Here is a 22,594-nt window from a genome sequence, read left to right on the forward strand (position 1 = left end):
TCTCACGATGTCGATATTTTGTTGACACAAAGACGATTTCAACACTTAATCGAATCGGGACGTTATCTATATGTCGCTTTATTATATAGTTATTCACTAATAACAATGGAGACTCTTCCGTGAAGCTCAACCTGTCCTAGCGTCAGAAGTTTCTGATGCTCATTATCGGAACATTCACTGAGCTGACAAAAGCACACGGCGCTTCATGTCGAACCAGCATTGGCGTCTCTGCTGAGCGATCCAGCTAGCGACCTGCTTCATTGAGCCGGCGCAGCCTGAATGAAAGCGAGTGTGGCACCAATCAAATCCTCAGCTGTAGCGTGATCTCGGTCACCCGGCCACAGGTGGTCCTTGAAGGCTCCACTAACCTGGCTTTCATGGGGGTGTTGGAGAAACTGCGCGTACGCCGCTAAGGCGCACACTCAGAGCATTTCAGTTTTGAATTACAGCCTATCGTTCTGCGCGGCTAGCACCGAACGATAGGCTGTAATTCCATTCATGCAAGCAGGAACACCCGCATAGACGGCCATTTGAATAACGATTTCGAGTAACTCCTCTTTGCTTACGCCTACATTCAACGCGCCACGCATATGAAACTCTAGTTGCTCATGTGCGGTTCCCATGGCAGTAAGCGCCGCAACTGTGAGCATTTCGCGCGTTTTTAGTTTTAGCCCTGGCCTTCCTATTACATCCGCAAAAGCATAATCCGTGATGAGTTTGGGCAGATCTGCATCTAATTCAGCAAGCCGACTTGTTACGCGGTCACCAGCTCCTGCCTCAAGGCGATCCATAATCTCTTTGCCTTTAGCGGTTTTCTCATTTAAAGCTGTCTCGTCCAGATGCCCACTCATAGTGTATTCCTTGCCGGTGCATTGCAAAGTGAAACAAGACCAATACTGATCATACCGCCAACGCCAGCCAGACCGAGTAAGCCCATGGGGCCGGTATGACCTAGGACCCAGGAGCCCAATATGGCACCGCTACCAATTGCCGCGTTAAAGATTGACACATATATGGCAGAGGCCGGCATGGCCGCATTTTCGGCAATCTTTAGAATCCAGGTTTGAAAGCCTACAAAGATGATGGCGATCGCCATACCCCAGAGCGCCACCAGAGCCATCAAGAGCCCAATCGCGAGGCTTTCACCAAATGTCGCCAGGCAGATGAGAGTCGCGCTCATTGTCGCCATCGCTAAAATCAAGGTGGTTTTAAGATTTTTGTCCAGATAGACCGCTGTTACAACGTTACCAGCTATCCCTGCTGCACCGAAACTGAACAGCAAGGTAGCTACCATTGAGCCGGATACGCCCGCAGTGTTTGATAGGAATGGTTCAATATAGGTGAAAGCGGTGAAATGCGAGGTAACGACAAGGGCTGTGGCCAGGTATATAGCTTTTAGATCGTTCCTGCGCAATACCTCGGCTAGAGCTTTGCGACCGACAGGAGCCTCCGCTTTTACGTGCGGAACCAAAACAATCATGGCCAAAGCTGTGGCAAAGCATAAAATTGCAATGGCACCGAAGGAAAAGCGCCACCCATCTGATTGACCAATTAGTGTGGCTAGGGGCACGCCGAGAACGCTGGCTGCAGACACGCCTCCGAACACTATTGAAGTTGCCAGCCAATCTGCCGGGCAGGTGCAATTTGAGCAGCCAAAGCACCAATCATTGCCCAGAAGAGGCCGTGAAATACTGCTCCAATAGCGCGAGCTCCTAGTAGCATCGAAAACTCATTGGAAGCCATAGCCACGCCGTTGGAGATGGCCAGCCCCAGCATAAGTCCAATCATTAGAGGTTTGCGGGGGATTTTCCCGAGCCATATTGTGGACAGAAGCGCACTTAGCGCTCCGATCCAGGCATAGGCGGTTACAGTAAGACCAATGGCTGCTTCTGAGCGGCCCAGATCACCAGCGATCAGTGATAGAAGGCCTATTGGTGCCAACTCCGTTGAGACAATTGAAAACGCGCCAATGCCTAATACGATGATAGCCAGCCAGGTGCGCGTGAGTCCGGGCTCTGGGCAAGATGTACTAAGGGGGTGAGTCATAAGCTACTCCTTTTAGTGCAAGGGGAAAGTTAAGTGGCTAGCTGGGCCCAACCGCGCTGCCGGCTGATCTGAAGAAGTTCCGGGTGCGAGCCTACGGTGACTGGGTTGCCTACTGCTTCAAGCATGGCAGATCTGAAATGTCATCGCCATAAGCAAAACAATCGGCTGATTTCGTATGATGAATAGCTAAGAACTGTTTGACCGCTGTTGCCTTCCCTTCCCCGATGGTTTGTGGCGAGCCAATTTCACCAGTGAGACACCTGCGCGCATTAACGATTAATTTTGTACATAAGATGTTTGATACTTTAAGGTCACGAGCGATTGGCTTAAGCAAAGGCAGCATTGAGCCTGAGACTAGTACGGGTTGCACTCCCTCAAGACGGTGTGTCTCCAGCCTGCGCTTCAACATATTGCAGAAGTTCTCGGTGGACATCGCCTGTCATGAATTCAGAAAATTGATTCCAGTCGTTATCCAGTTCATTGGCATGAGCCGAAAAATCTTCGAGATTCTTGTAAGCTCTGAGTTGTAGTATTTCTTGCTGGTCTATATCGATTAGGTAACGAGTTCTGACGTCATCAACGAGAAGATCTCGAACAGATGTCATCATGCTGGGGTCGATTGGAAATCGTGAGGTTAGGACAATATATGCAGCCATGTAGTGTCTCCGTTGGTAAGTTTGGTAACCGATGTCGCAATGCAATAATAGATAGGTATTCTTTGCTCACAGAAGTGTGTATTTTGAATTACCCTTATTGCATCACGGACGGGAATGCCGTGTGACACATGAGAGTTACGACTCTCTCTAATCGACACTCGTGTTATTACCAGCTCGGAAGGAACCTGCTCTTGTCGATTCTCTCTGGGCGAATGCCCACCATTAAACAGCTACAGTGTTTTGTCTCAGTCGCTCAGGAATTGAACTTTCGTCGTGCGGCGGAACGTTTGAACATGTCTCAGCCACCGCTATCTCGGCAAATCAAAAGCTAGAGGGGTTGCTGCGAATCAAACTGTTTGAGCGTGATACCCATAGCGTAAGCCTTACTTCGGCTGGCGAAGCATTTGAGCAAGAAGCGCATGCCATACTCACCATGCTTGACGCGGCACTCGTTTCTTTACGTCTCGAAGAAGGCGTTGACGAAGCCGATGTTCGATTAGGCCTAACCAGTGTGATCGATTTCAGTCTCGTGCCAGGAATTCAGGGCGTTCTTGGCGATCCGGTTTTACCGGTGCAAATTCGTATTGAACATGCTTACTCAAAGCACCTACTTGAGCGATTACGAAGCGGCCAAGTCGACCTTGTGGTTGTAGGGAATATCCCTGCGCAGAGCGGGGAGTTCAAAGTGCAGCAAGTCGCACAAGACCCGTTGATGGTTGCTTTACCAGAAGGGCATAGCGCGGCTTTTAAAGAACAGGTATCGTTTGATGATCTAAAAGATACTCTTCTGTTCTGGTTTCCACGAAAAGATAACCCGGTATTTTATGATCGCTGTGAGAGGGTTTTCATTGATTTCAGGTACGAACCGCTACGCAAGCCCGAGCCAAATGAGCATATGATGCTGCTATCAAAGATTGCTGCTGGAGAAGGAATGGCCTTTTTCCCTGCATCCATGCGAGCGGCAAGTCGGCTTGGCGTAGTCTATCGACCGTTCATTCCCGAGATCAGCAACCGATTGACTATATCACTCCAAATCGTATGGCGCTCGAGCGAGACACGTGCAGAGGTTCTCCGAACGGTCGACAGCCTGCAACAGGCTGCCGAAGTGGTTTAGTGTTTCGGCGCTAGCAGGCTACCTTAGACATTTACTCCCTTCATACCTTCCCATGTGTATCGAGCGCCGTGCGCAGCATTGATGGGTAAGGACGCTTCTATGTCGGCCAGATCGAGGGCGGTCAGCTTCAGGTCAATCGCGCCCAGATTCTCTTGAAGGTACTGTGAGCGTCGAGTTCCGGGAATTGGAACGATGCTTTTGTCTTGTGCCAAAAGCCACGCGAGAGCAACCTGGGCGGGTGTGGCTCCATGACGGCCTGCCACCTGGCGCACCTTGTTCAGAAGGTCAAGATTGTGTTTCAAGTTCTCTCCTTGAAAGCGCGGATTATTGCGCCGAAAGTCATTCTCGCTAGTGCCGTGGTCGATGTGATGCGCCCAGTCAGGAACCCTCTACCTAAAGGCGAATACGCTACGATACCGATGCCCAGTTCACGTGCTTTGGGTAGGGTTTCGAGCTCAATGTCACGGGTCCAAAGGGAATACTCAGTTTGCAGGGCTGCGATGGGGTGTACACGATGCGCCTTTTCCAACGTTAGCGCAGAAACTTCGCACAGACCTACATGATTGATTTTACCTTCGTTGACCAGCTCTCTCAGGCACTCCATGGTCTCACCGATATCCGCTTTTGGATCAACTCGATGAATGTAGTAAAGATCGATGCATTCCACACCTAGTCGCTTGAGCGACGCTTCGCAACAGGCGCGGATATATTCTGGCCGATTATTGATCGATCGGTCATACTCGTTACCTTGTCTGTCAATGCCACACTTCGTTGCAATCTTGAGCCTGTTGTTTTCCCCCTTACCATGGCGTGTTTTGAAAAACTCCCCGATCAGCTTTTCGTTGTGGCCATTTCCATACATATCGGCTGTATCAATCATTGTGATGCCGCTATCTGCCACCAATGACAGCATATTGAGAGATTCCGTATCGTTCGAAGGGCCATAGAACTCACTAATGCCCATGGCGCCATAGCCAAGTGCAGATACCTTCAGGTTGTCGCCCAGGCTGCGCTGAGGTAGCGTTAGAGGTACTCGTTTATCGTCGGTCATGGTGATCTCCTTTGGAACATTATTTCCGTTATTACCCACGTGGGAAGCGTGACGCTAAGAGGTTTTTTGGGGAATATCATTTCGAGTAATACAAATTTGGTATCACAATAAAGATCATCCAACTATGCGGCGGGAGAATGAGTGCTATGAGTGCGGGAATTCTGAGCGGTTATATGAAGCCTTGTAGCTCAACGGTACCGTCGCTTTCCCCCTACGCCGCTTATCAGCAGGCACTGGCCTCAGGCTTTAAAGACGACCCCGCGCAACACCAGGCGGCCATGTGTTTGCAGCGATGCTATGAGCAGTTGCAGGCTGGGGATCCGAGCACCCAAGGCGTTTATCTTTGGGGGCCCGTAGGGCGGGGTAAAACCTGGTTGATGAATCGTTTCTACCAAGCTTTAACCGTGCCGGCACGGAGGCAGCACTTCCATCATTTTATGCGCTGGGTACACCGGCGCTTGTTTCAGTTAACCGGGCAGGAACATCCACTTAGCCTACTTGCACAAGAACTGGCTGCTGAGGCGCGGGTGCTATGCTTGGATGAACTGTTCGTGAGTGATATCGGCGACGCAGTGCTGTTAGGTGGTTTATTTCAGCAACTGTTTGCCAACGGCCTGGTGCTGGTGAGTACTTCTAATCAGACGCCGGATGATTTGTACGAGGGCGGCTTTAACCGTGAGCGCCTGCTGCCAGCTATTGCAGCCATCAAACAGCACATGCAGGTGGTAAGTTTGGATGGTGGCCAGGATCACCGGCTACATCCTGGGGAGCGCCTGCAACGTTATTGGGTGAGTGAACCGCAAGCTCTGGAAGCCGCATTTACCGAACTGCTCAGTGACAGTGAGCCAGCTGACAGCGAGCCCTTGCTGCTTGGACATCGTGAAATCAAGGTAGTGAAGCGTAGCCAGAAGGCATTGTGGTGTCGCTACGATGACCTATGTGAGCAAAAGCTGGCGGCGCAGGACTTTATCGAGCTGTGTGACCGTTTCTCTCATGTGTTTTTGAGCGAGGTGCCCCAGCTCACGGGTGGCGGCCAGCAAACTGCTATTGCACGTGGCACCGAAGATGGCGTAACACAGGTGGCCGCAGGGGATCGACAGTTGCAGGCGCTGTCTCATCAGGATGACGGTGTACGCCGGTTTATTGCGTTGGTGGATGAATGTTACGACCGCGGCATCCCGCTTTACCTGGGTGCGGCAGTGCCCTTGAACGAGCTATACAGCACGGGGGCTCTCGCTTTCCCGTTTCGCCGCACGTTGAGCCGCTTGCAGGAAATGCAGTTACAACGTTTTGGGCGATGAACACTGCAAGTCAGTGCCTTGTCAAAAACCTGTAACACACTACATTTAAGGTCACGAGTTCTTCGAGTTTGTTTCTTCTCGCACACAAGGACGAGCCATACCATGAGATCTTTTCGTCAATTCAAATACCTTACAGTGGCCACTGCCGCAGCTGCGGCGTTTTCGGTTTCTGTACAGGCTGAAACTCTGCGGCTGCTCACATGGGGAGGCTACGCACCGCAGGATGTCGTTGAGCAGTTTGAGAAAGAAACCGGTATTGAAGTCAAAATTACTCTCTCCAATAATGAAGACATGATTTCCAAGCTGCGTGCCACACGTGGTTCGGGCTTCGATCTGGCTCAGCCAAGCCAGGACCGCATCGTTAGTGCTCAGGCTGATTTCGATATTTATAAGCCTATGGACATGAGCAAGATCGAGACGGCGCAAATTATCCCGTCCATGCTGGCCGCCACCGAAAAGAACACGCAGTTTGAAGGCGAGGTCTATGGCGTTCCCCACGTTTGGGGCACCAGCGGGCTGATCGTTAACCGCAAAGCCGCAGGCACGATAAAGGATTACACAGATCTGTGTGATGACTCACTGAGTGGCTCCGTGTCGTATCGTCTTAAACGCCCAACGCTGATTGGTTTTGCTTTTGCACTTGGTGAAGACCCGTTCGCCGCCTACGGCGACACTGAAAAATACCAGGCCATTTTGGATAAAGTGGAGAAAAAGCTAACCGAGTGTAAGCCTAACGTGAAAGCCTATTGGTCCGGTGGCGATGCTTTGCTGAACCTGATGCGCTCAGGGGAAGTATCTGCCGCGATGGCGTGGGATGCCGGCGGCTGGAAGCTTAACGCAGAAAACCCTGATATCGCTTTTGTGGCACCAAGCTCCGGTGCGCTGGGTTGGATCGACACGTTTGTTTTGCCCCGTAAAACCAAGGCAGAAGAGGCGGCTTACAAGTGGATCAACTTTGTTATGCAGCCAGAAGTTGCTGCCCGCATTACCGAATCTGCCGGTAACTTTACGGCTGCGAAAGGCAGCGACGAATTTGTTAACGACACCCTCAAAGCACAGTTCAAGGAAAGCTTTCCACAAGCTGATCTCGATAACATCAACTGGTACCCACCCGTTCCGGCAGGCCTGGAAGAGATGGAAGGCAAGGTGCTCGACAGGGTGAAAGCCGCTAACTAGACACGGCAATTTTTTCCACAACGGGTTGTTGTCTATGACGGATCAAGCATTTGCTTCGGGTGTCGATGCGGAGGTGCAGGAGGACCTTGCCTGCGCCTTGCTGAGCAAGCATTTTGGTGAGTTTGCCGCGGTTGATGGGGTGTCGTTCAGTATTCCTCGGGGGGCGTTTTTTTCCATTCTTGGCCCCTCTGGCTGCGGTAAAACAACGCTGTTGCGAATGTTGGCTGGTTTCCAGCAACCGGATTCCGGGGATATCCTGATCAAGGGCAGTTCGGTACTGCACACTCCCCCAAACAAGCGCCCGGTTAACATGGTGTTCCAGCACCTGGCGCTGTTCCCCACCATGTCGGTTGCCCAGAACATTGCCTACGGGTTGAAGCGCAAAGGTGTTCCCAAGCGCGAACACGCTAGTTTGATCGATGAGGTGTTGGCCAAGGTACAACTGCCAGGCTACGGCGACAAACGCATTGATCAACTCTCCGGTGGGCAGAAGCAGCGTGTCGCAATAGCTCGTTGCCTGGTATTGAACCCAGCCGTGTTATTGCTGGATGAGCCTTTGGGCGCGTTGGATCTAAAGCTTCGCGAGCAAATGAAAATTGAGCTCAAGCGACTGCAGCGCGAGTTCAATACCACGTTTGTGTACATCACCCATGATCAGTCTGAAGCGATGGTGATGTCCGACCAGGTGGCGGTGATGAACAAGGGCCGGTTTGAGCAGGTAGGCACTCCGCAAGAGCTTTACTACCAACCAAAAACGGCGTTTGTTGCAAGTTTTGTGGGCGACAGCAATCAGTACGCAGGCACTGTACAGGCGCAGTCAGGGCAGGTTGTCACCATTGTGACCGAGCACGGAGTGCGTTTGTTGAGCTACGGTAGCCAGCCTATGCCTTCAGGCTCTCCCGTCACGTTGTTCATTCGGCCAGAGGTGATGCAAATCAGTACCTCTCAGCCGGTAACGGAACAGGACAACTGCCTGAAAGTTACCATTTTGCGCATGCTGTTTGATGGCGCACACAGCCAGGTGCAGGTGGAAACAGCCGAGCGTGTTGTGCTCACTGTGGCCCTGCCGCAAACCGCGGACTTTCAAGCCTTGGAGGCGGGCCGTTCGGTGTATGTGAGCTGGCAGGCGAGCCAGTGCTTGTGCTTCCCTGTTTCACCGGAACCGGCAGAGGCTGCGCAGTGAGTGGCGAGCCCGGCAACGTCAACCGCACACAATATCGCCTTGGTTTTTGGCTGCTGCTGGCGCCTATTGTGCTATGGCTAAGCTTGCTGATTATCCTGCCGCATATCGACATGGTGCTGGTGTCTCTGCGGGAGCGCATTGCCTCGCGGCAATATGGTTTCAGCCTGAGTAACTACACGGCATTTTTTACCGAACCGCTGTACTGGAATACCTTTGTTCGCACCGCGGTCATGTCTGTTATTGCCACGTTGCTCACTCTGATTATTGCCTTCCCTGTGTCTTTTTATATTGCCAAGGTGCTCACAGGCAGGCCCAAAATCGCACTGTTTATTTTATGCCTGATTCCATTCTGGGTAAGCGAGTTGGTGCGCACTTACGGCTGGATGATATTACTGCGAGAAACCGGGCTAATCAGTGGCGCACTTCAGTGGTTTGGGCTGGCTGATCAACCGGTTGAAATGTTGTATAACGATGTCGCTATTATGGTGGGGCTTATCTATACCTCGATGCTGTTCATGGTGGTGCCACTGGTCACCACGCTGGATAGCCTGGATAACAGCCTGATTGAAGCTGGTTACGACCTTGGTGGAAGTAGCTTGCACGTTATGAAGAGCATTGTTATTCCCCATGCCATGCCCGGCATTATGAGCGGCTGCATTGTGGTGTTTATGCTCACGCTTGGGAACTATCTAACTCCAACTCTGCTGGGGGGTAAAGACAGCTTGTGGTTTACCGAGCAAATCTACACCCAGTTTATCACCCGTTTTAATTGGGAGCAGGGCGCAGCTTTCGGCATTCTGTTGCTGGTGCTGTCGTCGCTGATTGTCTGGCTGGGTTTGAAGATCACCAAACAGTCTTTTACACGGGTGATGTCGTGATTCCGTCTATTGCCAGCAGTCGTTTTTTCCGGATGTCCTATCTGGGTTATGTGACGCTGTTTTTTATCTTTTTGATCACCCCGCTGGTGGTTGTGGCGGCGTTCTCGTTTAACGATTCGCTATTTCCATCGTTGCCATGGAATGGGTTTACCTGGGATTGGTATTTTGGCGAAGGCGAGCCCCGGCTTGGCCTTTTTCATGATGAAGCCCTGCTCGACAGCATTGGTGTGAGTGTTCAGGTGGCGGCTGTGACCACGCTGGCAAGCTTGGCGTTGGCAACCTGCAATGCGTTTTTGTTTGAGCGGGAGCAGTTTCCGGGAAAGAATTTTCTTTATGTGCTCATGCTAATGCCTTTGGTGGTGCCGGGAGTGATACTTGGGGTCTCTATTCTGGTGTTCAGCAGCACTGTGGCTAACTGGTTTGAGGTGCAATTTAACTACGAGATTGAAGCTCTGCGGCCTGGCCTGCTGTTAGTCACTCTCGGCCAATTTGCCTTCATTACAACCATTGCCACCCTGGTGATTTCTGCGCGCCTGCGCAAATTCGATATCACCCAAGAAGAAGCCGCAATGAACCTTGGGGCCAGTCGGCTGACGGCCATCGCTACTGTAACCGTGCCATTCCTGAAGCCCGCTTTGTTGGGTGCCGGCGTGGTGGCATTCTTGATGTCGTTTGAAAACTTCAATACTACTCTGATGCTGGTTGGTTCAGACGCTCCACTCACTATTGCCATGTTTGACCGGCTTCGGGAGGGCTCAACACCGGTATTGAACGCAGTTTCGGTGTTGCTGATGGTGGGGTCGGCGTGCCTGGCACTGGTCTCGATGTTTGCGCAGCGCCCGGATAAACATTAATAATCTGCCATGTTATGCTAAGTTTGTATGAGGCATTGAGCTTCTCACCGCCAAAGACCCGTTCTGGAACTTGAATACCTATGTCCAGTGGTAACCCATGAGAGAAAAAAATGACAAAGGGCAGAAGGTTAGTGCGGCCATTGCCGAGGGCGAGCAGTTCATAAAAACCATTATGGATAGCACGCCCAATATGATGGGCTATTGGGGCAGGGATTTACGTTGCCGCTATGCCAATAACGCTTATAGTGAATGGTTTGGCATATCGCCGGAAGATGTAATCGGGATCCGGTTTCAGGATCTGGTAAGTGAGCAATTGTTTGCGCTGAATGAGCCTCATATACGTTTAGTGTTAGCTGGTGTGCCACAGCGCTTTGAGCGTACGCTGAAAAAATCCAATGGCAGCGTTGGCCATATCATTGGTCACTATATTCCTGATTTTGACGCCGATGGTACGGTCATAGGGTTTTCCATTCAGGCCAGTGAAGTGACGGTTCTCAAAGAGCTTGAGGCGAAACTCAAGCTGGCGGCGTGTGTTTTTGAGAATACGCTTGATGGTGTTTTGATTACTGATATTGATGGAACTATCTTGTCCGTTAACCCGGGATTCATTGATATAACGGGATATACAGCGAATGAGGCCGTTGGCCAAACACCCCGTATTCTGCAATCCAACCGGCACGACCATGCGTTTTATGCCTCCATGTGGGAGGCTATAGAAGCGGATGGCCGCTGGCACGGCGAGATATGGAATCGTCGTAAAGACGGGGACCTTTATCTGCAACGCATGACTATCAGCATGGTGCTTGGCGAGGATGGTGAGCCCGTGCGCTATGTGTCGGTGTTCAGCGACATTACGGCGCTTTGGCGCAAAGATGAACATATTAAGCACCTGGCTTTTCACGACGCGTTGACCGATTTGCCTAACCGTACGTTGCTGATGGATCGCATGGATCAAAAGCTTCGCCATGCGGATCTTGAGCAGAACCACTTTGCCCTGATGTTTCTCGATCTTGATGGGTTTAAGCTCATTAACGACAAGCTTGGCCATCATGTAGGCGACGACCTGTTAAAAACTGTTGCGAATAAGCTTCTGGCTCTGGTGCGACGATCCGATACCGTGGCCCGTGTGGGTGGCGATGAGTTCATATTCATCCTCGACAATCCTCAAGCGAGTAATGAGATTGCTGATGTCGCGAACCGTATTGTCAGATCGATTAGTGAGCCAATAGATTTTCATGGAGAAACACTCCAGATAGGTGTATCCATTGGCATAGCCATGTTCCCAGCCGACGGGCTTACATCTGTTAATTTAATCAGAAATGCCGACACTGCGATGTATGCTGCCAAAATCTCAGGCACGAACAGTGTCAGCTTTTTCTCTACTGGCGAATTTGCGGCGTGATTGGCTAGCTTGCCGCTGGCAAATCCTGCACATAGGCACCGGGCGCCGGTTCAATTATTGGCAGTTTTCCCTCACCTGCGGCACGAGCTTTCACCTCGCCACCACCAAACTGCTCCGCCCAAGTGACCCAATCAGGCCACCAGGAGCCTTCGAACGATTTGGCGCGACGTAACCAGGCATCCGGATCCAGGTTGCTGTCTTTATGAAGGCGGTAGCCATACTTCTTTCGATCCGGAGGTTGATGATGCCTGCGATATGTCCCGACCCGCCGAGTACGAAGCGCACCGGGCCGCCCAGGCACCGGGAGCCCTGGTAGCATGAGATCCAGGGGGCGATGTGATCCTCGATGGCGGATGCGAAGTAACTTGGTACCTTAACCTTTCCCAGATCAATCGGTGTGCCTGCCAGCTCAATACCACCAGGCTCCCGCAGTCGGTTGTGCAGGTACATGTTGCGCAGATAGAAGCTGTGCATAGCCGCCGGCATGCGGGTGGAGTCTGAGTTCCAGTACAACAGATCGAAGGGTGCAGTATCGCGCCCCAGAAGGTAATTGTTGACGAAGAATGACCATATCAAGCTGTTGGCCCTCAGCATGTTGAAGGCCGTCGCCATTGAGGCCCCCTCAAGACAGCCCTGCTTTTCCATGGCTTTCTCGAGTTTGCTGACGGAGTCTCATCGATGAACGCCTCGAGGTCGCCGACCTCTGAGAAGTCCATGAGGCTATTGAGAAAGGTTGCGCTTTTAACCCGGTTGTCTTCCCGCGCTGCGAGCCAAGCCAGGGTGCAGCCGAGGAGGGTGCCGCCAATACAGTACCCGACGGTGTTGAGTTCACGCTCGCCGGTGGCTTGCTCAATGGCATCCATGGCGGCGATTGGTCCCTCCAGCATGTAATCTTCAAAGGTCTTGTGGGCCAGCTCTGGTCCTGGATTAATCCAGGACACGACGAACACAGTGTGGCCGTGCTCTACCCAGTAACGGATGAACGATTTTTTCTCACCCAGATCAAGAATATAGTACTTGTTGATCCACGGTGGAATCACCAGCAGCGGGCGCCGATGGACGGTTTCGGTGGTTGGTCGGTACTGAATGAGTTGCATTAGATCGTTCTGGTAAATTACGTCGCCTGGGGTGGTGGCCAGATTTTCACCAACTTTAAAGGCGTCCGGATCCGACATTCGGAAGGGCATAGGGCCCTCGCCCTCATCCATGTCACGTAGTAGGTTGGCCAAACCACGCAGCAGATTTTTCCCCCGGCTCTGGATTGTTGCACGCAGCACCTCTGGGTTACTCAGGATGAAGTTGCTCGGTGCCAAAGCGTCGGTCATCTGACCGGTAAAAAATCGCAATTTGCGCCGGGTGTGGTTGTCCAGGCCTCGTACATCGTTGACGGTGTCCATGATCCAGCGATTCGACAGCAGGTATGCCTGTTTGATGACGTTGAACGCCATCGCCTCACTCCAGGCCTGATCGCGAAAGCGCCCGTCACCGGGTTCTGGCTCCGCTACGTCCAGTGGCTTATTTCGCAAACCGCTGGTCAGTAACCCCCACCCGAATCGAGAGCTGTCCCTGACAAGACGCATCTGGGCCAGGATCAGAGTGTCTGGCTGGGTTACGAGCTTGCCGGTTAGAGAAATAAAGGGTTTGGCTATGCTTTTGACGCTGACCGGGCTGGGCGGGCTGCCACGCAACCGGCGCATAATCGAGCGTTTTACAATATTACCGCCATGTATGCTTGCGCGCATCAGGGACTGGGGCACAACGTCGGGCTCGAACTCGGTGGAGGATGTAATTTTAAATGGTTTTTCAGACATTTACGCAGTCTCCGCTCTACGGCCACTGGGGCCGTAGAAGTATCAGGAACGACAACGGACGCAGGTGTTCGATGCGTCTACCAAGACGTGGTGTTACATATACACGCCGCCGTTAACGTTAATCTGCTGGCCGGTGATGTAGTCTCCTTCTGCTGCCAGGAACACGACGGCTCGGGCGATTTCCTCCGGTTGGCCAAAACGGCCCATTGGCACCCTGGCAACGATCTGTTCGCGTATATTCTCAGGAACCTGAGCGAGCATTTCGGTCTCGGTAAAGCCAGGAGCAATGGCGTTAACGGTAATGTTGTGCTTGGCCGCCTCCAACGCCAGGGTTTTGGTGAACGCAATGATGCCACCCTTGCTGGCGGCGTAGTTGGCTTGCCCGAAGTTACCCGCCTGGCCGACGAAAGAAGTGATATTGATGATGCGCCCGTACTTCTGTTCCAACATGATGTTCAGCACTTCGGAACAGGTTGCGTAGACACTCCCCAGGTTGGTATCGAGAACCTCGTTCCAGTCATCATCGGTGAGCTTTCTCATGGACTTGTCGCGGGTGATACCGGCGTTGTTAACCAGGATGTCGATGCGGCCCCAGTCTTCGTGCACCTTCTTGATCATGCCCCGTGCCGCAGGCATCGTTGAAAGATCCGCTTTGATGGCCATTGCCCGGACGCCGGTGGCCTCAATTTCCTTGATGACTTCGTCTGCATCGGACTGGCGCGATCGGTAGTTGATTGCGACGTCGGCGCCGCGTTGGGCAAGCTGAAGTGCGATGTGTCGACCGATGCCACGAGATCCACCGGTCACCACTGCCACTCTACCTTTGAGGTCTTGCATGGCACTCTCCTTGAGATGATGTTGGCACTTAATTATTTTGATTATTAAAACATCACGCCTACGCAGGGAAATGCTGCGAGAAGGGCTCTATTTCAAGCTAGCAGAGGCCCCGCCGCTTAACAAGGAATCAGCAGAAAATCAATGGGTCACGTCGCACGGATGAAATCCCGTAACCGCGGCGCAATAGCTTCGCGCCATTGGCTGCCGTTGAATACACCGTAATGGCCAACACCCGGCTGCAAGTGATGCAGACGGCGGGATTCAGGTATATTGACACACAGATCGTGGGCGGCCCGGGTTTGTCCGGGGCTGGAAATATCGTCCTTCTCGCCTTCGATCGTCATCAGGGCGGTGTCGTGAATCGCGGCTGGGTTCACCAGGCGCCCGCGGTGCTTGAAGCAGCCCCGCGCCAAGTGAAATTCCTGGAAGACACGCTGAATGGTATCCAGATAATACGTTGCTGGCAGATCCATCACCGCCAGGTATTCGTCATAGAAGTCGCGGTGCCGACTGACCTTCTCGGCCTTATCATCGCGAATGGATCTAAATAGCCCGCGATAGGCATCAACGTGGCGGTCGAGGTTCATATTCACAAACCTGCCAGTTGCAAGAATCCGGGATAAACCTTGCGCATGGCTCCGGGGTAGGGCGCGGGTACCGGATGGACCAGGTTGTGTTTGAACCACGCCAATTTGTGCTCGGTGGCCAGTTTGCAGGGCGCGGTGGGATCGACACGGCCGTCTATAGGGCCGCTCATCAGCGCCAGCGAGCGAGGTGTCGCGGGGTGGCCATCCTCGGCCATAATGGCGGTTGCAGCGAGTGCCGCGACCACAGGCTGACAGACCGCCAACACGTGAGTGTCGGGCCCTATGTGGCTGATGAAGTCGACAACGTAGTCGATGTAATCGTCGAGGCCAAAATCGCCCTCAGACAGCGGAACCCGGCACGCATCGCGCCAATCGGTGATGTATACGTCGTGATCCGGCAACATGGCTTCTACAGTGCCCCGCAGCAGCGACGCAAAATGGCCAGATAGAGGCGCAATAATCAGCAATTTCGGGTCATCAGGCCGCGCCACGTCGCGCTGGAAATGTTTGAGCTGCGCAAATGGTTTACGTTTTACAATGGTTTCATGAACGGCGACTTGCTCGCCGTTACATTCGGTTGTGGGCAGATTGAAGGCAGGCTTTGGGTAGCGGCGAGTAAGGTCTTCGAATACACCGTAGGCTGAGGCAACGCTGCGTGCCCCGGGAATGCGGGATAAAGGGCTCAGACGGTGCTGGAGCAGGGTGCTCTGGGCGCCGGTTAGCATGCGTATGGGCTTCAGCGCGGCGCGGCCTATCTCATGGGCAAAGTACATCATGGCATTGTCCTGCTTGAGTTCTGGGTTGCGGCATTTTCCCAGTAAGCCTTAGGGGGCCGTGACAGATACATTAACATGGTTTTGATGAATCGAAATTTGGGTAAGGAAATATCGGCGCCATAAGTCTGCGACTACTATGCTGAAAAGATACTGAACGCTACCGGGCGAGGAGGTGCGACATGCGTATTGAGAGTATTGCGGTGTATACCGCAGATTTAACTTACGCGGGTAAGGCCTATGCCTTTGCGGGAGGAAGATCGCATCGGGTGTTTACCAGTACAGTGGTGGTGGTGACCACGGATACGGGGCTGCATGGCTACGGTGAAGTTTGCCCCTGCGGCCCTAACTATATGGCGGCTTTTTCTGAGGGGGTTCCTTCTTGCCTGTCGATGCTGGCGCCCAGTGTGATAGGTGAGGATCCCACGCACCTCACGCGTATCCACGAATGCATGGACCAGGCGCTGACCGGGCATGCGGTTGCCAAGGCGGCCATTGATATTGCCTGCTGGGATTTGTTGGGCAAGCATACTGGGCTGCCAGTCTACGTTTTGCTCGGCGGGCTGCTTTCGCCGTCTATGCCGCTGCACCGAAATGTTCCATTGGCGGAATCGGATGAGATGGAAGAATCTTTGCGCCAGTTTCGGTCAGAAGGGTTTCGTCGTATTCAGATCAAGCTGGGGCGCAGTGTTGAGGAAGATATCGATCTCGTTCGCGCTCTGAGCAAGGTCAAACATGCAGACGAGCTTTGGATGTGCGACATCAATCGGGCCTGGCGGCAGGATGAAGCGGTGCGTTTCTCGCGGGCGCTTGAAGATCTGGAGATCTATCTTGAGCAGCCTTGTTACAGCTACGAGGAGTGCCTGTCGGTTCGCCGTCGAATTCGCCATCCAGTTAAACTGGACGAAAGCCTGAACTCCCTGGCCGACGTGCAACGGGCCTTGCGCGACGATGCCATGGACGCTATGGCTCTGAAGGTCAGTCGGGTCGGAGGTCTGACGCCGTCACGGATCATTAGAGACGTGTGCGTGGATGCCGGCATAGCCATGACCATTGAAGATGCCTGGGGCAGTGGTATAGCCACGGCAGCCTACGCGCATTTGGCTGCCAGCACCCCTGCAAAAGCTTTGCTGACCACAACGGATCTCCACAATTACAATACCTCCCAATTGGCAACCGGAGCGCCTGTCGTTTCTTCCGGCCAGATGACCCTCAGTGATCGCCCGGGGTTGGGTGTGGTTCCGGATTTTGAGCAGCTGACGCTGCTTGATGTGTATGAGTAAGTTGGCCGATTTTGACAGTACTGTTGGAACGGCCGGTTTTTTCGCCAGAGACTTTCGCGTTATACAAACCCCCAGATTATTTGAGCTCTGATCTATGACCGCTTATTTCATTCAGGCCTTTATTTATCTCTTGGCTGCCGTGATCGCAGTGCCTTTGGCAAAACGCTTTGGCCTGGGTTCCGTGTTGGGCTATCTGGTTGCGGGTGTGGTGATCGGGCCGGTTATGGGGCTTGTCGGACAGGAAACCAGCACGATTCAGCATTTTGCTGAATTTGGTGTTGTGATGATGCTATTCGTGATTGGTATGGAAATCGATCCGAAGGCGCTTTGGGCTATGAGGGTTCGCCTTTTGGGTCTTGGCGGTTTACAGGTGACGTTGACGGCTGGCGCCGGGATGGCGGTGGCTTGGTGGCTTGGGCTTCAATGGCAGACGGCGCTAACGGTTGGCCTTATTTTCGCGCTGTCGTCTACCGCGATCGTGCTGCAAACCCTGGAAGAGAAGGGCTTGTCGAAGACAGAGGGCGGACGCAATACGTTTTCTGTGTTGCTGTTTCAGGATATCGCTGTTATTCCCATGCTTGCCCTGATCCCGCTACTGGCGTTGCCGGGCCTGAAGGGTGATTCTGGCTCTGAATCTGGTCCCGAAGGGGGGTTGAGCCTGGTGGCCAGCCTGCCGGGCTGGGCACATGCTCTGGTTGTTGTGGGCGCAGTCGCGGTGGTTATTGTTGGCGGATACTACCTGAGCCGTCCATTGTTCCGTTATGTGGTGAAGTCCGGGTTGCGGGAGGTTTTCACCGCCACGGCGCTGATGCTGGTTATTGGTATTGCCGCGCTCATGAGCCTCGTAAATCTCTCTCCGGCCCTTGGCGCCTTTCTGGCAGGTGTGGTACTGGCTAACAGTGAGTTCCGCCACGAGCTGGAAGCCAATATTGAGCCGTTTAAGGGGCTGTTACTGGGCCTGTTTTTTATCACAGTGGGTGCTGGAATCAACTTCGAGGTATTGGTGGCAGAGTGGAGCACCATTGCTTCACTGGGCGCGGCTGTGATTGCAGTCAAGGCACTGATCCTGCTGGTCCTTGCACAGATGTTCGGGATTCGCAGCAGCAACGGTTGGCTGTTTACCCTGGGGCTGGCGCAGGCGGGGGAATTCGGTTTTGTGTTGCTCACCTATAGCGTGCAAAGCAATGTGATTCCGCCAGAGATCTCTCAGATTCTCTCGCTGGTTGTCGCACTGTCCATGTTCCTCACGCCACTGTTGTTCATCGTTTACGACCGCATCGTACTTCCACGGTACCGACGCTCCAGGAACGATGAACGGGAAGCGGACACCATTGATGAGCAGGCACCGGTCATTGTGGCCGGGGTGGGGCGGTTTGGACAGATTGTCTGCCGCTTACTGCGGGCCAATAACGTTCCCATTGTTGTGCTCGACCACGAACTCGAGCAGATTGAAAATGTTCGTCAAATTAACATCAAGAGCTTCTTTGGGGATGCCAGCCGGCCCGATTTGCTGGAAAAGGCCGGTATTGAGCAGGCGCGCTTGTTGGTTGTGGCCATTGATGACCGGGATCGCGCCGTAAAGATGGTAAAACATGTAAAGCATTTCTTCCCGGGTGTCTGGGTGCTGGCGCGTGCGTTCGACCGTGGCCACGGCTACCAGCTTCGGGAAGCGGGTGCTGACGACGTGATGAGCGAGACCTACCATTCTGCTCTGGAGCTTGGTGGCCATGCCCTCACGGCTGTGGGCGTGCATCCGATGCGAGCGAAACAGATGACCTGGGCGTTTGTTGAAAATGAGCAGGCTCATGAGGAGCAGTTATTTGAGGCGTGGAAAGAAATAGAGGAGGGCATTAATTTCAGCCCACGCTATGGCGAGCTGTTCATGAAGCTTGAAGAGGCGCTAAGCAGCACTATGCACGGGAACTGGGAAGAGCCAAGGCCTGAGGATGTCCCGGTCTGGACGCCGCCCGCTAAATGAATAAAAACCGCAGGCGCTTATCTTTTAATCAATCTGTATCGCGGCCACGCCTTAGCAGAATCAACAGTGCCAGCGCTGCCATAATGCCGACGAAGACGGAGAATATAACGCCGGTTGTTTTAAGGCCAAGCACGCTGGCCATTAAGCCGATGCCTATCACGGGTACTGAGATGGCGATGTAGGCAACAATAAAAAAGGTTGAGGTGACCGCTGCGCGCTCCGATGGAGGACTGGCCGCAGCTATGGCACCCATGCCAGCGCGAAAAGCGATGCCCTGACCCATGCCGGCGATTACCGCGCCCGCCATGAACAGGGCGAGCGACTGCACATGGATACCGAGCGCCACCGGCGTAACGCCAGCAACGAGCGTAGCGCACCCGATTGGTAAACGCAGGTGCAGTGGCAATTTTCCCTGCAAAAGCTGGCCGAGTGTTGAGGCAATAAAGATGCTGCCTGCGACAACACCGATCAGTAGCCGGTTATCATAACCCAGCACGTTGCCCATCATTGCCGGCGCAATCGAGGTGAAAAAACCACACACCGCAAAACCCGCAAAACCCGCAATGGCGGCGGGCACAAACACACCGCGTACTTCCGGGGGCACGCTCAAGCGTTGTAGTGAAAGCTTTGGGTGCGTTGGTTTTTTTACGGTTTCTGGTGCCCACCAAACACAGATGAGCGCCAGCGTGGCAAGCGCGATGTGTATCAAATAGGTTAGCACCAGCGGCGAGGGCAGGTATTGCGAAAGTGCGCCCGCAAGCATAGGCCCAAGGCCCAGCCCACCCATATTCGCGGCGGTGGCAATAAACGTTGCCCGCTCACGCCAGTGTGGCGGTGCCAACTCCAGCACAGCCACGGTCGCGGTGCCGGTAAAAATACCGGCGGAGAGGCCAGAAAGCACACGGCCAGCAAGGATCATCGCCAGTCCATCGGCCTGCCAGAAAACCAGATCACTGATAATCGAACACACCAGGCCACCAAGTAACAGCGGCCGGCGGCCCAGCTGATCGGACCAGCGCCCGGTGATCACCAGTGCGGCAATCACACCGAAAGCGTACGCGGCGAAGATAATGGTAATCATCAACTGGGAAAACCCGAACGCTTCCTGGTAAATCGGGTAGAGCGGAGTCGGCATGGTGGTACCGATCATCACGACGCTAAATGAGAAAGCGGCGCCAAGAAAAGCCAGGAATGTTGATAAACTGCGTGGGTCTGTGTGAGTGGTTGATGCTTGCATGATGGTCTGGTAAAGATCTCCTAGATTACTTTGCCCGTTTCGGTCTCTGGTTTACCAGGATCTAACCAGGTCGATACATCTGAAATTTTTGTGACCCGTCCACTGTAAAGTAGTCGGCTGGTCCGCCGCCTCGCATTACCGGTTCTGCCGCAGCAGTATCGTAGATTCCATCTTTAAGCAGGTGTTGCGCGATATGCACACCGACCACCTCACCAAATACCATCCAGGTGTCCACTTTCTGCCCATCTGCGCCCGCAAGCTGGAGCACCTGGGTAACCCGGCATTCCAGGGTTACCGGGCTTTCCGCTACGTGCGGCACCGAGATAACCCGGGAGGCTTTGGCGCCAAGCCAGAGAGGGCAAATTCATCAACTTCCGGCCCTACCGCGGCGCAGGTTTTGTTCATGGCCTCACTGAGTGAGCGCGTCACCAGATTCCAGCAGAACTCGCCGGTCTCTTCAGCATTGCGGACGGAGTCCTTGTAGCCAATGCTGGAGAATCCGACGATGGGAGGATGGTAGTTGAAAGCATTGAAGAAGCTGTAGGGCGCAAGGTTAAGCACACCGTCACGGCTTCTGGATGATATCCACCCAATCGGGCGCGGCGCCACCAAGGCGTTGAACGGGTCATGGGCCAGCCCGTGGCCACTGGCGGGTTCGTAAAAATGGATATCTTCTGGCATAAAGCGCTCTTTAGGGGGCTGCAAAGGAATTAAGCCGGTTTTACAAGTTGGCCCAGGTTAGAACTCCAGGTAGATTTTGCCGAAGTGCTTGCCGGATTCCTCATGGCGGAAGGCATCAGCAATCTCTTCCAGTGCAAAGGAACGGTCGAGGATCGGGTGCAGGTCGTTGGCTTCGATCGCGCGAATCATCTCTTGCTGGTGAGCCCGGCTGCCTACAATTAGGCCCTGCAGGCGGGCCTGTTTGGCCATCAGTTTTGCGGTTGGCACATCGCCAGCCCGACCGGTAAGAATGCCTATCAGTGAGATGTGGCCACCAATGCGTACGGCATCAATGGATTCCGGCAGTGTGCCGGGGCCACCAACCTCAATGACATGGTCGACGCCCTGCCTATTGGTCAGTTTTTGGACCTTCTCGCCCCAAGCCGGTGTCGTTTTGTAGTTGATAGTGTGGTCTGCACCCAGCTCTCTGAGCCGTTCCAGCTTCTGGTCCGAGGACGAAGTGGAAATCACTTGTGCGCCCATCATTTTTGCAAATTGCAGTGCAAAGATGGACACGCCGCCGGTACCCAGGGTCAGGACGGTATCGCCGGCTTTCAGGCCTCCGTTGATGACCAATGCACGCCAGGCGGTCAGGCCGGCGGTGGTGAGTGTGGCGGCTTCGGCGTGGCTGTAGCCCTTCGGCGCGTGGGTAAACCAGTTTGTCGGGCGGATCACCTGCTCACGTGCGTAACCATCCTGTCCATCGCCGGGAGTGGTAGTGAAATCATCAATGGGTGCGGGCCCATTCAGCCACTGGGGAAAGAAGGTTGACACTACACGGTCACCAACCCTGAATTCGGCCACACCGTGGCCGACGGCTTCCACAACACCGGCGCCATCTGCCATGGGGATGCGGTTGTTTTCAGTCGGGATTGCTCCGGCGACTACCGCGTAGTCGTGGAAGTTAAGGGAGCAGGCATGAATGCGCACGCGCATCTCGCCTGGTCCCGGTTCGCCTGGCGGCGGTCCGTCATCCAGGTGCAGTTGGTCCAGTCCGCCCGGTTTGGAAAGAGTAATGCGCTTCATTTCAATGGCCTCCTCTACAATTGATTTTAATCTATTACCTGTACTTGTTGCGATCGCCATCGGGACATTCGTGAGTTGCGCGATGACAGTTTCATTGTGAGTCAGTCGGTGCCGGACACCGGATTCACGCGGCGATAAAACGCTTCCAGCATACTGTACGCACCGAACGCGAATAGCCCGACGGCGACAAACCCCATAAGGAATGTTCCGAAGGGTTGCCTGCGAAACGTGTCAAATACCTCAGCTATGCCGCCGGCTTCCTCCGGATTTACGTGATAGGCCGCAATAATAAAAAATAGGCCGACGACCACGAACACCAAACCGCGAATCATTAATCCAAACCGGCATACGGGGTAGGCCCACCGTTGGGTTTGAGGTGGCATGTCAAAATGACGACCAAACTGTGCTCTTGCGCTTTTAATGCCGCCAGTAGTAGTTTGCCCATCGGCGCTGTCAGCAACTGTGACAGAGCGCCTTTGCTTCCTGTGGTCTGGCCGCCTTGATCAACTGCTGCCAATGCGGCGAGCCCACCGACCAACAGGTAAACGATGCCGCGGGCGGCGTATCCAATGCGGGCAAAGAGGGCGAGGGCGCTGTCCATTCCACTCCTTATATAAAGTGTCAGTGTCATAATGCCCCTTTCAGGGCTGTTGTGTTCAGTCTACTATCCCAGACGGATTT

23 protein-coding genes and 3 pseudogenes are annotated in these 22,594 nt (G+C 53.7%); 10 read left to right on the forward strand and 16 right to left on the reverse strand.

Annotated elements, in window-relative coordinates; translation table 11 throughout:
• Positions 1-443 precede the first annotated feature (443 nt).
• From BCA33_RS09565 to BCA33_RS20495, 5 genes are all read right to left on the reverse strand, one after another.
• Entirely contained in the window at positions 444-851 is a 408-nt protein-coding gene (locus BCA33_RS09565) for a carboxymuconolactone decarboxylase family protein (RefSeq protein WP_071265321.1), read from the reverse strand.
• Complete coding sequence (locus BCA33_RS09570; protein WP_175469749.1) at positions 848-1,594, reverse strand: MFS transporter; 747 nt, start codon at positions 1,592-1,594, stop codon at positions 848-850. The genes BCA33_RS09565 and BCA33_RS09570 overlap by 4 nt, the downstream gene beginning before the upstream one ends.
• Before the next feature lie 11 nt (positions 1,595-1,605).
• The gene (locus BCA33_RS20225; RefSeq protein WP_139172965.1) at positions 1,606-2,046 is read right to left on the reverse strand and encodes an MFS transporter; all 441 of its coding nucleotides are present in this window, start codon (positions 2,044-2,046) and stop codon (positions 1,606-1,608) included.
• Between the two features lie 109 nt (positions 2,047-2,155).
• Entirely contained in the window at positions 2,156-2,479 is a 324-nt protein-coding gene (locus BCA33_RS22765; protein ID WP_083394705.1) for an HAD-IB family phosphatase, read from the reverse strand.
• Positions 2,421-2,702, reverse strand: a complete 282-nt coding sequence (locus tag BCA33_RS20495) for a hypothetical protein (protein WP_071265323.1) — start codon at positions 2,700-2,702, stop codon at positions 2,421-2,423. Before BCA33_RS20495 ends, BCA33_RS22765 begins: the two co-directional genes overlap by 59 nt.
• 212 nt (positions 2,703-2,914) lie before the next feature.
• On the opposite strand from BCA33_RS20495, the pseudogene BCA33_RS21710 reads away from it, so the two are divergent.
• Both BCA33_RS21710 and BCA33_RS09580 read left to right on the forward strand, forming a co-directional pair.
• Positions 2,915-3,120: pseudogene (locus BCA33_RS21710) on the forward strand (LysR family transcriptional regulator); the annotation flags it as partial.
• A gap of 15 nt (positions 3,121-3,135) precedes the next feature.
• Positions 3,136-3,816, forward strand: coding sequence for a LysR family substrate-binding domain-containing protein (locus BCA33_RS09580; protein ID WP_254774316.1), 681 nt, complete (start codon positions 3,136-3,138; stop codon positions 3,814-3,816).
• Positions 3,817-3,839: 23 nt separating this feature from the next.
• Here BCA33_RS09580 and BCA33_RS20800 read toward each other — a convergent pair whose 3' ends face one another.
• Both BCA33_RS20800 and BCA33_RS09585 read right to left on the reverse strand, forming a co-directional pair.
• A complete protein-coding gene (locus tag BCA33_RS20800; protein WP_254774308.1) occupies positions 3,840-4,118 on the reverse strand; it encodes an aldo/keto reductase in 279 nt (92 codons plus the stop codon).
• Positions 4,115-4,867: an aldo/keto reductase gene (locus tag BCA33_RS09585; RefSeq protein WP_217632647.1), complete on the reverse strand. Its 753-nt coding sequence runs from the start codon at positions 4,865-4,867 to the stop codon at positions 4,115-4,117. Before BCA33_RS09585 ends, BCA33_RS20800 begins: the two co-directional genes overlap by 4 nt.
• A 146-nt stretch (positions 4,868-5,013) precedes the next feature.
• Between BCA33_RS09585 and zapE the strand changes: the two genes are divergently transcribed.
• From zapE to BCA33_RS09615, 6 genes are all read left to right on the forward strand, one after another.
• A complete protein-coding gene (zapE, locus tag BCA33_RS09590; protein WP_254774309.1) occupies positions 5,014-6,168 on the forward strand; it encodes a cell division protein ZapE in 1,155 nt (384 codons plus the stop codon).
• 102 nt (positions 6,169-6,270) lie between these two features.
• Positions 6,271-7,344 carry an extracellular solute-binding protein gene (locus tag BCA33_RS09595; protein ID WP_071265327.1) on the forward strand — a complete coding sequence of 358 codons (1,074 nt, stop codon included), beginning with the start codon at positions 6,271-6,273 and terminating at the stop codon, positions 7,342-7,344.
• 34 nt (positions 7,345-7,378) lie between these two features.
• Positions 7,379-8,527, forward strand: a complete 1,149-nt coding sequence (locus tag BCA33_RS09600; RefSeq protein ID WP_071265329.1) for an ABC transporter ATP-binding protein — start codon at positions 7,379-7,381, stop codon at positions 8,525-8,527.
• On the forward strand, positions 8,524-9,405 hold the full coding sequence (locus tag BCA33_RS09605) for an ABC transporter permease (protein WP_071265331.1): 882 nt from the start codon (positions 8,524-8,526) through the stop codon (positions 9,403-9,405). Before BCA33_RS09600 ends, BCA33_RS09605 begins: the two co-directional genes overlap by 4 nt.
• Entirely contained in the window at positions 9,402-10,259 is an 858-nt protein-coding gene (locus tag BCA33_RS09610; RefSeq protein ID WP_071265333.1) for an ABC transporter permease, read from the forward strand. The genes BCA33_RS09605 and BCA33_RS09610 overlap by 4 nt, the downstream gene beginning before the upstream one ends.
• Positions 10,260-10,356: 97 nt before the next feature.
• Entirely contained in the window at positions 10,357-11,661 is a 1,305-nt protein-coding gene (locus BCA33_RS09615; RefSeq protein WP_083394707.1) for a diguanylate cyclase, read from the forward strand.
• A 90-nt stretch (positions 11,662-11,751) separates the two neighbouring features.
• Here the strand turns inward: BCA33_RS09615 and BCA33_RS21715 are convergent, their stop codons facing one another.
• From BCA33_RS21715 to BCA33_RS22770, 4 genes and pseudogenes are all read right to left on the reverse strand, one after another.
• On the reverse strand, positions 11,752-12,273 hold the full coding sequence (locus tag BCA33_RS21715; protein ID WP_254774310.1) for a hypothetical protein: 522 nt from the start codon (positions 12,271-12,273) through the stop codon (positions 11,752-11,754).
• Positions 12,249-13,472 (reverse strand): alpha/beta hydrolase, encoded by a 1,224-nt coding sequence (locus BCA33_RS09620; RefSeq protein ID WP_254774311.1) that lies wholly within the window; start codon positions 13,470-13,472, stop codon positions 12,249-12,251. The genes BCA33_RS21715 and BCA33_RS09620 overlap by 25 nt, the downstream gene beginning before the upstream one ends.
• Positions 13,473-13,565: 93 nt before the next feature.
• A complete protein-coding gene (fabG, locus tag BCA33_RS09625) occupies positions 13,566-14,309 on the reverse strand; it encodes a 3-oxoacyl-[acyl-carrier-protein] reductase (RefSeq protein WP_071265335.1) in 744 nt (247 codons plus the stop codon).
• A gap of 146 nt (positions 14,310-14,455) precedes the next feature.
• Positions 14,456-15,672, reverse strand: a pseudogene (locus tag BCA33_RS22770) (polyhydroxyalkanoate depolymerase).
• Between the two features lie 179 nt (positions 15,673-15,851).
• On the opposite strand from BCA33_RS22770, the gene BCA33_RS09635 reads away from it, so the two are divergent.
• Both BCA33_RS09635 and BCA33_RS09640 read left to right on the forward strand, forming a co-directional pair.
• Complete coding sequence (locus tag BCA33_RS09635) at positions 15,852-16,952, forward strand: mandelate racemase/muconate lactonizing enzyme family protein (protein WP_071265337.1); 1,101 nt, start codon at positions 15,852-15,854, stop codon at positions 16,950-16,952.
• A gap of 94 nt (positions 16,953-17,046) precedes the next feature.
• Entirely contained in the window at positions 17,047-18,930 is a 1,884-nt protein-coding gene (locus tag BCA33_RS09640; protein ID WP_071265339.1) for a monovalent cation:proton antiporter-2 (CPA2) family protein, read from the forward strand.
• A 28-nt stretch (positions 18,931-18,958) separates the two neighbouring features.
• On the opposite strand, the gene BCA33_RS09645 is transcribed toward BCA33_RS09640, so the two are convergent.
• From BCA33_RS09645 to BCA33_RS20810, 5 genes and pseudogenes are all read right to left on the reverse strand, one after another.
• Positions 18,959-20,167, reverse strand: a complete 1,209-nt coding sequence (locus BCA33_RS09645) for an MFS transporter (protein ID WP_071265341.1) — start codon at positions 20,165-20,167, stop codon at positions 18,959-18,961.
• A 61-nt stretch (positions 20,168-20,228) separates the two neighbouring features.
• Positions 20,229-20,848, reverse strand: a pseudogene (locus tag BCA33_RS09650) (flavin reductase family protein).
• A 57-nt stretch (positions 20,849-20,905) separates the two neighbouring features.
• Positions 20,906-21,913, reverse strand: a complete 1,008-nt coding sequence (locus BCA33_RS09655; RefSeq protein WP_071265343.1) for an NAD(P)-dependent alcohol dehydrogenase — start codon at positions 21,911-21,913, stop codon at positions 20,906-20,908.
• Positions 21,914-22,014: 101 nt separating this feature from the next.
• A complete protein-coding gene (locus tag BCA33_RS20805; RefSeq protein ID WP_217632648.1) occupies positions 22,015-22,245 on the reverse strand; it encodes a DUF1206 domain-containing protein in 231 nt (76 codons plus the stop codon).
• The gene (locus BCA33_RS20810) at positions 22,245-22,514 is read right to left on the reverse strand and encodes a DUF1206 domain-containing protein (RefSeq protein ID WP_217632649.1); all 270 of its coding nucleotides are present in this window, start codon (positions 22,512-22,514) and stop codon (positions 22,245-22,247) included. The genes BCA33_RS20805 and BCA33_RS20810 overlap by 1 nt, the downstream gene beginning before the upstream one ends.
• Positions 22,515-22,594: the final 80 nt, after the last annotated feature.

The organism is Marinobacter sp. AC-23 (genome assembly GCF_001858325.1).
GTDB lineage: Bacteria > Pseudomonadota > Gammaproteobacteria > Pseudomonadales > Oleiphilaceae > Marinobacter.